Annotated in this window: 7 protein-coding genes; 6 read left to right on the top strand and 1 reads right to left on the bottom strand. The window is 55.1% G+C overall.

Going from position 1 to position 14,153, the window contains the following annotated elements:
* Positions 1-9: 9 nt before the first annotated feature.
* Positions 10-318 carry a rhodanese-like domain-containing protein gene (locus tag F7231_RS00535; RefSeq protein WP_166690531.1) on the bottom strand — a complete coding sequence of 103 codons (309 nt, stop codon included), beginning with the start codon at positions 316-318 and terminating at the stop codon, positions 10-12.
* A 187-nt stretch (positions 319-505) separates the two neighbouring features.
* On the opposite strand from F7231_RS00535, the gene F7231_RS00530 reads away from it, so the two are divergent.
* The 6 genes from F7231_RS00530 (at position 506) to F7231_RS00505 (ending at position 14,153) form a co-directional block, all read left to right on the top strand.
* Entirely contained in the window at positions 506-3,709 is a 3,204-nt protein-coding gene (locus F7231_RS00530; RefSeq protein WP_166690530.1) for a SusC/RagA family TonB-linked outer membrane protein, read from the top strand.
* Between the two features lie 68 nt (positions 3,710-3,777).
* The gene (locus tag F7231_RS00525) at positions 3,778-5,373 is read left to right on the top strand and encodes a SusD/RagB family nutrient-binding outer membrane lipoprotein (RefSeq protein WP_166690529.1); all 1,596 of its coding nucleotides are present in this window, start codon (positions 3,778-3,780) and stop codon (positions 5,371-5,373) included.
* A gap of 80 nt (positions 5,374-5,453) precedes the next feature.
* Entirely contained in the window at positions 5,454-5,978 is a 525-nt protein-coding gene (locus F7231_RS00520; protein ID WP_166691162.1) for an HD domain-containing protein, read from the top strand.
* 48 nt (positions 5,979-6,026) lie between these two features.
* On the top strand, positions 6,027-8,798 hold the full coding sequence (locus F7231_RS00515; protein WP_085410554.1) for a bifunctional YncE family protein/alkaline phosphatase family protein: 2,772 nt from the start codon (positions 6,027-6,029) through the stop codon (positions 8,796-8,798).
* A 73-nt stretch (positions 8,799-8,871) separates the two neighbouring features.
* Positions 8,872-11,127, top strand: coding sequence for a TonB-dependent receptor (locus F7231_RS00510; protein WP_166690528.1), 2,256 nt, complete (start codon positions 8,872-8,874; stop codon positions 11,125-11,127).
* Between the two features lie 83 nt (positions 11,128-11,210).
* On the top strand, positions 11,211-14,153 hold the full coding sequence (locus F7231_RS00505) for a bifunctional YncE family protein/alkaline phosphatase family protein (protein WP_166690527.1): 2,943 nt from the start codon (positions 11,211-11,213) through the stop codon (positions 14,151-14,153).

Raw genomic sequence — 14,153 nt, 5'->3', positions numbered from 1 at the left:
AGCAAACCTCTACTCTCCTCCCACAATCCCCCCATGCAGGTGGTAGATTGTTTTTTTTGTGAATTCAGCCTGGCGGAGGAGATCTTTGGCCGCGACCCGGCTGCGCACACCATTGGTACAGATAACAATGATCGGGTTATAGGGAAGCAATTCGGCGCGGCGGGTGCGTATGTCGGCCAATGGAATATTCACGCCACCCAGGTTAAACTCGTCGTATTCCCAGTCATCCCGCACATCAACCACCACAGCATTTGGTTGCTGGCGAAGTGCATCCAGATCGGTCAGCGAAATATCAGTATAGGTCGCGTGCGTTGTCATACCAAAACTAACACCAGCTTATGCAGCTGTGTTCGGTTCCATACCGCCTGCCTGGCTGCATCGTTAGGAAATCGTTAAGTGGTTTCTGGTAAACGGCTGTCAACGAAACAGTTTGGTAACAGGCTGAAAATACTCACGCAATAGGGTGCCGATAGCTTTGTAGTCTATCAAACATATCCCTATCGCCATGAACGTACCTGTACTTCGTTTATCGATTAGACGCTTGCTGAGCGGCCTCCTGCTCCTCTTGTTTTCCGGACCGCTACTGGCTCAGGTCACCGTAACCGGAAAAGTAATTTCTGCTGACGATCAGCAGGCTATGCCGGGTGTATCGATTGTGATCAAGGGCACAACCGTAGGAACAACTACCCGCGCCGATGGTACGTATGCCTTGAACGTACCCGACGTAAACCGGACGCTGACCTTCTCATTCATTGGTTTCAACACGCAGGAAATTGTCGTTGGCAACCGCTCAACCGTCGATGTATCGCTGAAAGCAGCGGCGGCCACGCTTAACGAAGTGGTCATAACGGCTCTCGGCATTAAAAAAGACGTTCGCAACATTGGCGTATCTATTCAGTCAGTCGATGGCGCACAACTGGTTAAAGCCCGTGAGCCCAATGCAGTCAACTCGCTGGTAGGAAAAGTAGCAGGGTTAACCATCGGCGCATCAGCCGAATTGCTTCGCCGACCCAACATTGTGCTGCGGGGTAATACGGATGTACTCTTCGTCGTCGACGGTGTTCCCATCAACTCAGACACCTGGAACATCAGTGCCGATGATATCGAAACGTATTCAGTGCTGAAAGGCGCGTCGGCATCAGCGCTGTATGGCTTTCGGGGAAAGAACGGGGCCATTCTGATCACAACCAAACGCGGTACGAAAGACAAGCGGGGCTTTGCCGTAGAAGTGAATACCAGCCAGATGGTCGACAACGGCTTTCTGGCCATTCCGAAAGTGCAGGACGAATATGGTCCCGGCGACCATGGAGTATATGAATTTGTTGATGGTAAAGGCGGCGGCAAGAACGACGGTGACTATGACATCTGGGGACCCCGTTTCGAGGGGCAACTCATCCCACAATACGACAGCCCGGTTGATCCGGTAACGGGCAAGCGGATAGGTACCCCCTGGGTGGCGCGTGGCAAAGATAACCTCACCCGCTTCTTACAGGCCGGTGTGCTGTCGACCAACAATGTGGCTGTATCAGCATCGGGCGAGACATATGACCTGCGTTTTTCAGTATCGCACAACTACCAGCGTGGTCTGGTGCCCAACACGCAGTTAAACAGCACGACGTTCAAAATCAACACGGGCTATAACTTCACAAATCGGTTACGGTTTGAAGGCGACATTCAGGTAAACCGACAGTATACACCCAACATTCCTGATGTAAACTACGGTCCCAACTCAATGATCTACAACATGGTGATCTGGGGTGGAGCCGACTGGGATGTTGACCAGCTAAAGAATTACTGGCAGCCGGGCAAAGAGGGTACGCAGCAGATCTACGCTGAATACCAGCGTTACAACAATCCCTGGTTTACAACCAAAGAATGGCTGCGTGGCCACTATAAAACAGACATCGTTGGCCAGACGTCCCTGCGATACAACATCGCCGATGGCCTCGACCTGACCCTACGTACCCAGGTGTCGACCTGGAATTTGCTGCGGACCGAGAAGCTTCCTTACTCAGCCACCACCTACGGCCGTGAAGAGACGAAAGGCGATTACCGCGAAGATCGCCGTAACCTGATTGACAGTAACACGGACCTGCTGCTTAAATACAACAAGCGGGTCAATCCGGTGCTGACTGTAAATGCAGTGGCCGGTGGTAACATCCGGGTGTACAATTATAACTCGAGCTACACCTCAACCAATTACCTGAACGTACCTGGCGTGTATAATTTCGCCAACTCGCTCAACCCGGTTATCGCCTCAAATTTCAACGCCGATATGCGTGTGTTATCGGCTTATTACTCGGCTGACTTTACACTGAAAGAGTTCGTAACCCTGTCGACGACAGGCCGGGTGGACAAACTGTCGACCCTCCCCGCCGGTAACAACACGTTCTTTTACCCATCGGCAGCCCTGAGTACCGTTGTCTCCGATTATGTGGCGTTGCCCAGGGCTATTTCGTTCCTGAAACTGCGGGCCTCGTATGCCAACGTAAAAGACGGACTGACGGCTTCGACAATCGGCGTGCCGAACTGGTCGCTGGGATATGGCGAACAATATGCCTCATCGTATGACGGACCAACGTACCAGAACTCAGCCGTGTATGGTACGCCACTGACCGTTAACAACACCTCAACGGCCTACTTCACAAACGCACTCAATAACCCGAATATCAAGCCAAACAGTACGTCGCAGACGGAAGTGGGTTTAGACGCCCGTTTCCTGAACAACCGCCTGGCATTCGATGCCGCTTACTTCATCAGCGACGACGGCCCACGTATTTTCAACCTGCCTATCTCAGAAACAACGGGTTATTCGTCGCTGCTGGTAAACGGGATCAAGACCCGGAAAACGGGCACGGAACTGTCGTTGACGGGCAAAGTGCTCACCAACCCAAATGGCCTGAACTGGAGTGTACTAGCCAACTGGTCGACCTACAAAGAGGTGTTCAAGGAATTTTATCCGGGTGTAACGGCGCTCAATACCTTTTTCAAGCTTGGTGACCGGACCGACAAATACTACACCAAAACATTTGTTCGCTCACCCGATGGCCAGATCGTGAACGACGCTGGTGGCCGGCCGTTGCAGACTCTTGTAGCCCAGTACGTTGGTAACATCAACCCTGACTGGGTCTGGGGGCTCAACAACCGGTTCAGCTACAAGGCCATCACCTTCAGTTTCCAGTTTGACGGTCGCGTGGGTGGCGTCATCTCTGACTATGTTCAGCAGAAATCGTATGCTGGTGGCCGGATCATCAATACGGTGCAGGGCGAGATGGGCATTGCCCGCCTAAATGACACGAAAGGCATCAAGTCGTATCTGGGTGAAGGCGTTCAGGTGAGCAACGGTGCCAAGATCAACTACGACGCCGACGGTAATGTGACTAATTACGCCGAACTACAGTTTTCGCCCAACACCACGAAGGCCTTCCTGCAAGACTACATTGCCCGGCGGTATGGCTTCGATGGGGGTAACATCATCAGTCGCTCGTTTGCTAAACTCCGCGAAGTGGTCGTTGGCTACACCTTCCCCCAGCAGATGGTTAGCCGCCTGGGCATCAAACAGGCGTCGATCTCATTCGTGGGCCGTAACCTGTTTTACTTCGCCGAGAAGAAAGACATCGACATCGACCAGTTCACAGGCGGCGGCCGGTCAGACCTGCAAACACCTACTACACGCCGCTACGGTGTAAATATCAACCTAACGTTTTAAAAAGTTCCCCCTAGCCCTTCCCCGGTTTTCAGGAGAGGGGCCGGGGGTGGGGCAAACCTCCCAACATCATGAAACCATATCATTTTCTGCTCATTATTTTCGCCATTGCGCTGCTGGTGTCGGCCTGCGAAAAGCCGTTTGATGCCCTTGAAAAAGACCCGAACAGAGCCGTTAACGCCCCTGCGTCGCTGGTACTGAAGGGTATCCTGAACGATATGTACGATAGCCAGAACAGTCCGTCGGGCTTTTCAGGCGTTACCTATTCACCCTGGGGTAGCGAGCAACGCTACAACCAGTTTTACTGCTCGAACTACAACTATTACTCAACCAACGAGTATAGCTGGACAACAACTTCACTGAATTTCTACACCCTGAAAGATGTGGTAAAAATGGAAGCTGAAGCCAAACGGGCCGGTGCGCTCGATGTGAACCCTTACTCGGCACTGGGTAAGTTCTTTCGGGCCTACTTCTACGAAAACATGACCCGTCGGGTAGGTGATGTACCGCTAACAGATGCCCTGAAAGACCAGGCAAATCTGACGCCGAAGTACGACACGCAGAAAGCCGTTTACGTGCAGATTCTGAAATGGCTTGATGAAGCCAATACCGACATGGCGACGGTCATTGCCAGAGGGGACAATACCTTGAGCGGCGATTTCTACCTTGGCAATAACCTGCGTCAGTGGCAGAAGGTCATGAACGCGTTCCGTATTCGCGTGCTGATCAGCCTGAGCAAGAAGGAAACCGATACTGACCTGGCTATCAAACAGACGTTTGCTGACATGGTGGGTAATCCGGCCAAATACCCTCTGCCAACAGGCATGGGCGACAACCTGCAATACGTCCACAACAGCACGCAAAATAAGTATCCGCGCAACCAGGATAACTTCGGCCAGAACGCCACCCGCGAGAACATGGCCAAAACGTACATTGACCTGTTGGTTGACCGTAAAGACCCACGCGTATTCGTCGTGGCCGAACCGGCAGCGGCTAAGCTTGCCGCCGGTCTGAAACCAACTGATTTCGCTGCGTTTGTCGGTGCTTCATCGGGCGAAGACCAGCAGGACATGGCTACCAAAGTGCTTAAAGGAGAATACTCCTATCAGAACCGGAAGCACTATTACACCTCGTATGTGGGCGAGCCGGTATGTATCATCGGCTATCCTGAACTGATGTTCAACATTGCCGAAGGGATTAACCGGGGGTGGGCGAGCGGTAACGCCGACACCTACTATCAGCAGGGTATTGCGGCGTCAATGAGCTTCTACGGCCTGAAAGACGGTGACAATACCGTGACCTTTTCGCGCGATGGTGGCATCTTCAATTTCGATAACTACACGGTGAAGGTGAGTATGAACGACTACCTGGCGCAACCACTGGTGAAGTACGCGGGTAATAACGCTACGGGGTTGAACCAGATTCTGACTCAGAAGTACATGGCGTTCTTCCAGAACTCAGGCCTGGAAGCCTTTTACAACCAGCGCCGGACGGGCGTACCTACGTTCCTGACGGGCGTGGGCACAGGCAATAGTGCCCGTATTCCAAAACGATGGCTGTACCCACAAAACGAACGGACAACAAACGGTGACAACCTGAAGGCAGCTTTGAGCAGCCAATATGGCGGCAATGACGATATCAACGCCACCATGTGGGTGTTGCAGTAGTAGAACAGCAGGTGCGCGGATTTTGGATTTAAGCTGAGCAAATCCAAAATCCGCGTACTATTTCTTTTCTTCACTCCATGATGATCGAACAATTATTTGCGCAAAGTGGCGACGAGGCTTACTTCGGTGAGCCCGTCACCCAACTGGAACACGCCCTGCAATCAGCCCTGTTGGCCGAGAACGTAGGGGCCGATCGCGACACCGTACTGGCAGCCCTCCTGCACGATATTGGGCACCTCCTACCCGCCGGCTCTGAAGACGGGTATATGGATGGCTACGGGACTATCGACCATGAACGACTGGGAGCCGACTTCCTGCGGGAGCACGGTTTCTCCGAAAAAACGGCGCAGTTGATTGAAAACCACGTTAACGCCAAACGATATCTGGTAGCTAAACAGCCAGCGTATCTGGCCCGGTTGTCAGATGCCAGCTTACAGACCCTCGGTTATCAGGGTGGCCCCATGACGCCCGACGAAGTAGCTCAATTTGAGCAGCACCCTTACTTCGATGAGATTCTACAACTTCGCTACTGGGACGAGCAGGCTAAAATCCCCGGCTTACCCACCCGCGACATGGCCTACTACCTAATCCTGATGGATGAATAGGCAACCTGGCATCTCCCCCATCCAGCACTCGTTTTGCGTCAGTATACCATGAAGCTACTTCTCTGTTACGCCTTCCTGCTTAGTGCATTGCCCGCATTTTCGCAGAAACCCTACACAACCCTGCAAGTGCCGGGCCGCACGGACTATTGCCGCATCGATGCAGCGGGGAAATCAGTGTTGCCAAGCGGTAGGTACGTTACGCCGGCAGGACAGACGATTCGTATCACCAACGACCCATTTGGAATGGCGCAATCGCCCGATGGGCGAAAGATGGTGACGCTTCACGATGGGGTCATTACCCTGCTTAGCACCAGTACGCTAGACACCAAACGGGTGCCTGACTATGCAGGTACTGTTGCGTCGCCCGTGGGTGGCGCAACGTTTCTGGGCGTTGCGTTTGCACCCGATAGCCGAACAACGTACCTGAGCAATGGCGATAAAGGCCGCGTCATTGTGTTCGACACCGAGACCCTTCGCAAAACGGACAGTATCAGCCTCAACGGCAACGGGTATGAAGACAGTTTCACGTCCGACCTGCTCTTGACTGGCACTGAATTGCTTGTGCTGGACCGGGCTAATTTCCGTCTGGTGCGTATCGATCTCCCAACGAAACGCATCACCGCTTCTATTCCAACCGGTCGCCAGCCGTTCGGGCTGGCGCTTTCCCCCGATCGAAAAACGGCTTTCGTGGCCAATGTTGGCTTGTATGCGTACCCACTGGTTCCGGGCGTGACGAAGACCAACAAGGACACGATGATGCTGAAGTTTCCGGCCTACGGGGCACACACGAAGGAATCGCGGGAAGGCGTGGAAGTGGAGGGGCGACGGATACCGGGCCTAGGCAGCCCCCTTGCCGACGAAGCGATGAGCGTCTGGATGGTCGATCTGGCGACGAATAAAGTGACGGCCAAGCTGAAAACAGGGGTGCAAATTGGCGAAATGATTGAAGAAGCCGAGGTGGTAGGTGGCTCATCGCCCAATTCGGTCGCGGTGGGTAGCCGGTACGCGTACGTGTCGAATGCCACCAACGATAACATCTCGATTATAGACCATAAAACCAGGAAACTAGCTGGCGTTATTCCGCTGACGATTGATCCGAAGTTAGACCGCTATCGGGGCATGATGCCGTTTGGCCTCACGCTAACAAAAGACGAAAAAACGTTGTATGTGGCCTTACTGGCCTTCAATGCGGTGGCCGTTATCGATGTACCCACGCGCAAGGTACGCGGCCTGATTCCGACTGGCTGGGGGCCAACCCGCGTCCTGTTATCGTCTGACGAGCAACAACTTTACGTCACCTCGGCGCGGGGCTATGGAGCGGGGCCAAACGGGGGCGCGGGCTTCGTGAAACCACCTCAGGGAACCTACATCGGCGATATTCAGCTGGGTACGTTCCAGGCTATTCCTATTCCTTCAACTACACAGTTGGCAACCTATACGAAACAGGTGCTTGCCAATACCTACGAAACTATCACGGTTGTTGATGACGGTAAAAATCCGTTGCCTGTTCTGCCGAAAACGAGAAGCAACTCAACCAGTCGAACGCCAATCAAACACATCGTTTACATCACCAAAGAAAACCGGACGTATGACGAAGTGCTTGGGCAACTCAAAAACGCCAAAGGGGATTCGACCCTGGCCCGATTCGGTACGGGTGTAACGGTGCGATCACGCATAGCCACCTCACGCGGAACCAGCGGCCGTACTACCGATCAGGTCGGCGATTCGGTCAAAATTGATAGAGCCGATATCATGCCGAACCACGCCCGGCTTGCCACTCAGTTTGCCTTTTCCGATAATTTCTACTGCGATTCAGACGCCAGCATTCACGGCCACCACTGGATGATGGGCACCATCCCAAACGAGTGGGTAGAGGCCAACGCGGCTTCTGAAGGTCGATTCGATGCCTTCTCGAAAGCCCCCGGTCGGCGGTTCCCCAAATCGTCGGGCGCTATTGATCCGGAAGATTACAATGAAATTGGGGGGCTGTGGGAAGCGCTGGAACGTACCAACGTATCGTTCTTCAATTTTGGTCAGGTCAACGAATATGCCGGCAATTACGAAGAGCAGTTCGATACCACCTTTGGCGCGGCGCACCCGGTAGCTTTTCCGATGCCCGCCGCTGCCTTCCGACATACCTCGCGGAACTTCGCGGGCTACAATACCAACATCCCCGACCAGTTTCGGATGGATCAGTTCGAGCGGGAGTTTACGGCAAAGTGGCTCACCAAGAGCAGAAAGACCGGCCGCCTGACCCCACTACCGCAACTGATCACAGCCATGTTACCCAACGACCACGGCTCTGGGCCACGCCCCAAAGACGGGTACCCGTTCCTGCATTCCTACATGGCTGATAACGACCTGGCTGTGGGTCGTATGCTGCATTTCCTGTCACGCACTCCCTACTGGAAAAATATGCTCGTGATCATTACCGAAGATGACCCGCAAGGCGGTGTCGACCATATTGACGCCCACCGAAGCGTACTGATGATGGCTGGTCCGTACGTAAAGCGGGGGTACGTCTCCAACACACACGCCAACTTCGGCTCAATTTTGAAGGTGATCTACAACCTGCTGAATGTGCCTTACGTCAATCAGTACGACGCCACCGCTTCGCTCCTTCAGGATTTCTTTACGGACAAACCCGACTTCAGACCCTACGATGCGGTGCTACCCGACGTACGCATTTTTGATCCACAGCAGGCCATGAAGCCCTACAACAAACCCTTCGACTGGCGTAAGATCCAGAAAGGCCCCGAAATGGACGACCGCGCCGACCAGCGCGCCGATCATTACCGGCAGCAAAACGAAGGCAACTAAAGCGGAGACTTCGCGCCACCGAAGCAAAAGAAACCTTACAACTACTTATAAATCAGCTTACCCTTACCAGTTAATGACTCGAATCGGAATACTTTTCTTCAGTGTATTGACCACCCTATGCCACGCTCAACAACTCACCGGCGTGGTGCGCGATACGCGTTCTAACACGCCATTGACCGACGCTACCGTTCAACTGGATCAGGGCCAGCAAGGCACAACGACCAACAGGCAGGGCCTTTTCACAATTACGAACGTACCCGCCGGAAGCCACCAGGTACGTGTCAGTTTAGTAGGTTACCGATCAGCCACGCAAACGGTAACGATAACCGATCAGGCCACTTTATCGGTGCAGATCGATCTGGTTCCAACGGTTATCCAGCTCAACCAGCAAACGGTGGTGACAACACAGCGGCGGGAGAATCCTGATTTTGACCGGCCCGAGTTTACCACGGTACTGACCGAACGCGACCTGCGCCAGCGGTCACCACGAACAGCGCCCGAGGCGCTGGTTGGGGCTACAGGCGTCTTCCTGCAAAAGACCAATCACGGTGGGGGTTCGCCATTTGTGCGTGGGCTCACCGGCCAGCAAACGCTTATCCTTGTAGACGGAATCCGGCTTAACAACAGCACCTTTCGCTCCGGTCCGAACCAGTACCTGAATACAGTCGATCCGCAGAGCATTCGCCAGATCGAAGTACTTCGCAGCAGTGGCTCAGTTACCTACGGCTCCGACGCCATTGGCGGGGTAGTGAACATCCTGACGAAGACGCCCCAGTTCTCGGACGAAACGACAGTGACCGGCAGCGTATTCGGCAAAGCCATGACCCGCGACATGGAATACAGCAGCCGCGCTGAAGTGGGTATCTCAACGGCATCAGTGGCCATACTGGGCGGCCTTGCCTACCGGAACTTCGGTGATCTGGTAGCCGGAAAAGGGCTGGGGCTGGAAGCACCAACGGGCTATACACAGCTTTCGGGCGACGTGAAAGCCCGCTTTCGCCTGTCAGATAAGCTCCTGGCTACGGCGGCCTATCAGAGCGTACGGCAGGATAGCGTACCCGTTTTTCACCGCGTCCGGCTCGAAAACTATCGCTATTATCAGTTCAATCCCCAGCGGCGGCAACTAGCTTACGCGCGGCTGGACGGTTTTTACAACCACAAATTCCTGCAATCGGTGCAGCTAACGGCCCTGTGGCAAGACCAGACTGAGGGGCGACAGAGTCAGCGCAACAACAGCCCCACGGCTATTTATGAACGCGACCAGACCACCACAACCGGCCTCACACTCCTGGCCAATGCCCAGCCCACTCGCTTCTGGCACATGCAGAACGGCGCCGAATGGTACAACGACCGCGTAGCGAGCAGCCGCCAGGACGTGACTACGCAAACCGGCGTGGGTACGTCGAAACGGGGCCTGTACCCCAACGGGGCTACGATGAGCAGCCTCGCCCTTTTCTCGACCCACACGATCACGCTCAACCGGCTGACGCTCATAGCCGGGGGCCGCTACAATGCCTTCCGGATCATGACACCCGAAGCCGGAACAACGTCAAAAGAAGAAGCCATTATCCGCCCGTCGGCGCTGGTGGGCAATGCGGGTGTTTCAGTGACCATACTGCCAGGTTTGCGGGTCGTCGGGTCCGTCCAGTCAGCGTTCCGGGCGCCCAACATCGACGATCTGGGTACGTTGGGCGTCGTTGATTTTCGCTATGAAGTACCCAACGCCAGCCTCCGCCCAGAACGGTCGCTCAACATGGAGGCGGGTGTCAAGCTACGTACCCGGCGTGTTTCGGCTACATTGCTGGCCTATAATAACCGCCTGACCGACTTTATCAGCCGGGTACGTTCGGGCAACGACTCAATTCAGGGCTACCCCGTTTTCGTGAAACTGAACAGTGCCGAATCGTTTATACGGGGACTGGAGGCCGAGGCCGAATACGAGTTTCTGCCCAACTGGCTCGCCTACGGAAACCTGACCTACACTTATGGGCAGAATGTTACGGCCAACGAGCCCTTCCGCCGTATTCCACCCCTGAATGGCCGGATGGGCATCACCTACCAGTCGCCAGCGGGCTGGTGGACAAGGGCCGAGTACCTGTATGCTGGCGCACAGACACGGCTGGCTGCGGGCGATCTGTCTGACAACCGCATTGCCAAAGGCGGTACACTAGGCTGGCAGGTGCTGAATCTGAACGGCGGCTACCGCTTCCGGCACGTAACGCTGAGCGCCGAATGGCAAAACATCACCAACGAAGCCTACCGTACTCACGGCTCCGGAGTCGATGGCGTTGGTAGCAGCGCCTGGCTGTCGGTGTTGGTCAACTGGTAAACGTGCCGATTTTATCCTAACCCTGTAGACAAACCACCCGGATGGCCTATCTCTTCACAAACGTAACGCGAACTTCAGGCCGCATGGCAGCAGGCCCCCTGCGAACTAAAGTCCGCGTTACGTGCCTTTTTCTGCTCTTGACAATCAATACCGTTGCCCAGCTTAAACCGCCCACGTACCTGATCTCGGCCCCGGCGGGCAGCGCGTATACCCAGATCGATAAAGCCGGACGGACGGTGCTGCCCAACGGGAGATTCATTACTCCACGCGGCAGGCAGATCGAAACAGCTCCGCACCCCTATGGGCTGGTGCTGAGTCCCGATGGCAACACCTTGATTACGGCCAACTCAGGTATCAACCCGTTCTCTATCTCCATCATCCGCGATGTGCTGGGCGAATCCACGCCGGGTACGTCGCCATCCGTTCGTCAGGTACCCGAAGGCCCAAAAACCGACAATGGCGTGCTGGAAGCCTGCTTTATGGGCCTGGCCGTTTCGCCCGACGGGAAAACCGTGTATGTGGCGGGTGGCGAAACCAACAAGATTTTTGCCTTCGACATAGCCACCGGCAAACCGGCGGGCAGCATCAACTGCGGCGTAAAAACGGCCACCGCCGATTACCGGCACGGCTACATTGGCGACATGGCCCTGACCCGCGATGGCAAAACGCTTTACGCCGTTGACCAGATCGGCTTCCGGCTCTTGGTCATCGACGTACCCAGCAAAACCATCCGGCACAACGTACCTACCGGCCGCTACCCGTTTGGCATTACGCTATCGCCCGACGAAAAAACGGCCTACGTGGCCAACGTGGGCGTATTTGAGTACAAGCCCTTCACCGACCTGGACAAGAAAGACCTCAAACGAACCGCCCATGAGTACCCCTCGTCGAAATACGGCTCGAAAGAAATGCGCGATGGCGACGAGAAACGCGGTGTGCCGGCTCTGGGTGACCCTAACGTACCCGAGGCGTTTTCGGTCTGGCGCGTTAACGTGAACAATGTCGCTCAGGCTACGCCCACAGTAACGGCCAAAATCAAAACGGGCTTTCTGGTGGGGCAGATGGTTGAGGACTTCCCGGCGGTGGGCGGCTCAAGTCCCAACTCGGTGGTGGCTACTGATCAGTATGTTTTTGTCAGCAACGGCAACAACGACTGCGTATCGGTGATCGACCTACAAACCAGCACGGTCGTCAGGAACATTGCCCTTTCGCCCGATGCCCGGCTGGGTAACCTTCGGGGCATTATCCCGTTCGGGCTGGCCCTTTCACCCGATAGCAAGCGGCTATTCGTGGCCGAAGCGGGTATTAACGCCGTGGCCGTCATCGACGTACCTACGCTGGCGGTAGTCGGACACATCCCGGCGGGTTGGTTTCCGTCGAAGCTGAAAGTGAGTCAGGATGGCACGAAGCTGATGGTGGCCAATGCCAAAGGGTTCGGCAGCGGCCCAAACGGCGGCAAAGCGTTTACCCTTGGCGACCGGGGCAGTTACATCGGTAATCTGATGAACGGCACCGTGTCGGTCATGACCATTCCCACCGACGCGGAACTGAAAGCCGAAACAGAGCAGGTAATTCGCAACAATTTCACGTTTACACCGGTTAGCAACCCCGCCAATGCGGGGCAAGCGGTACTAGCCACCAACCCCATTCCGGCCTATCCTGGTCAGAAACGAGCGGCCGACGCGCCCAATCCCATCAAACACATTGTCTTTATCGCCAAAGAAAACCGCACCTACGACGAGTTGTTGGGTCAACTTCCGGGCGGGCGCGGCGACTCAACGCTGGCTCGCTACGGCGTAGGCGTGACAGTAACTAATCGGCAAACAAAACAGACCGTTGCGAAAGCGGCCGTCATGCCCAATCACCACGCGCTGGCCCGCCGCTTCGCCATGTCCGACAATTTTTACTGTGACTCCGACGTATCGGCCGACGGACATCGGTGGATGGTGAACACGTACCCGAACGAGTGGGTCGAAACAAGTACCGCGGCTTCGTACGGGGGGAAACGAAATCAACGCGATTCGTCGGGCGCACCGGGCAATCTGGCTTTTGTCGGGTCTGCGGGGTCTATTTACCCCGAAGATTATAACGAAGGCGGCTCCATGTGGGATCACCTTGAGCGGTGGAAAAAGGCGTTTTTCAACTTCGGATTCGGGGTTGAAATGGCTGGGGCTTACAGCGACAGCACGATGAAATACATCGGCGAGAAATACACCATCAACTATCCCCTGCCCGCCCCCCTCTTCGACCGCACATCGCGCATTTTTCCGACCTACAACATGGCTATCCCCGATCAGTTTCGGGCCGACCTGTTCATGAAAGAGTTCAACGAAAAATGGGGCACTAGCTCAACACCGGCTTCTTCCAGGACGCTGGATCGGCTGAAAACCAGGCGAAGCGAGCCAAAAAAGGTTATTTCTGACCGTACTGGCGTCATGCCGGATATGGTAACGTTGATGCTACCGAATGATCACGGCACCCGGCCCCGAGCCAAAGCGGGTTTTCCGTTTACCGAAAGCTACATGGCTGATAATGACCTTGCGCTGGGCCGGGTCGTGGAGTTTCTGTCGAAAACACCGTACTGGAAAAACATGCTGATTGTAGTCTTGGAAGACGATCCGCAGGGGGGCGTCGACCATATCGATGCGCACCGGAGCCCGCTGCTGGTAATTTCGCCCTGGGTGAAGCGCAACTACGTGGGGCATGTGCATTACAGCTTCGGCAGCGTGTTCAAAACGTTCTGGAACATCCTGGGCATGCCCTGCCTGAACCAGTATGACGCCGGCGCTACCGACCTCGCCGACCTTTTCACCGACCAGCCCGACTTCACGCCCTACCGCGCCGTTCCCGCCGACAGTCGCCTGTTCGACCCACAGAAAGCCCTCGACCCTTTCGACGAGAAATTCGACTGGAAAGCCTTCTCGGAATCTGAAGAGCTGGACCGCACCGAAACCATGCAGAAACGCCGCGCCGAAGACGATGAGGAAGAAAGACGGAAAAAGCCTGTGAAGAAGAAACGTCAGTAA

Source organism: Fibrivirga algicola, assembly GCF_011742925.1.
GTDB lineage: Bacteria > Bacteroidota > Bacteroidia > Cytophagales > Spirosomataceae > Fibrella > Fibrella algicola.
The sequence above is the reverse complement of the archived record's forward strand: the minus strand, read 5'-3'. Positions and strand labels throughout refer to the sequence as shown.

Bases quoted from the DNA above. Each gene is read 5' to 3' on its own strand.
- F7231_RS00525 (WP_166690529.1), top strand. From the start codon at position 3,778: ATGAAACCATATCATTTTCTGCTCATTATTTTCGCCATTGCGCTGCTG.
- F7231_RS00535 (WP_166690531.1), bottom strand. From the start codon at position 318: ATGACAACGCACGCGACCTATACTGATATTTCGCTGACCGATCTGGAT.
- F7231_RS00530 (WP_166690530.1), top strand. From the start codon at position 506: ATGAACGTACCTGTACTTCGTTTATCGATTAGACGCTTGCTGAGCGGC.
- F7231_RS00505 (WP_166690527.1), top strand. From the start codon at position 11,211: ATGGCAGCAGGCCCCCTGCGAACTAAAGTCCGCGTTACGTGCCTTTTT.
- F7231_RS00510 (WP_166690528.1), top strand. From the start codon at position 8,872: ATGACTCGAATCGGAATACTTTTCTTCAGTGTATTGACCACCCTATGC.
- F7231_RS00515 (WP_085410554.1), top strand. From the start codon at position 6,027: ATGAAGCTACTTCTCTGTTACGCCTTCCTGCTTAGTGCATTGCCCGCA.
- F7231_RS00520 (WP_166691162.1), top strand. From the start codon at position 5,454: ATGATCGAACAATTATTTGCGCAAAGTGGCGACGAGGCTTACTTCGGT.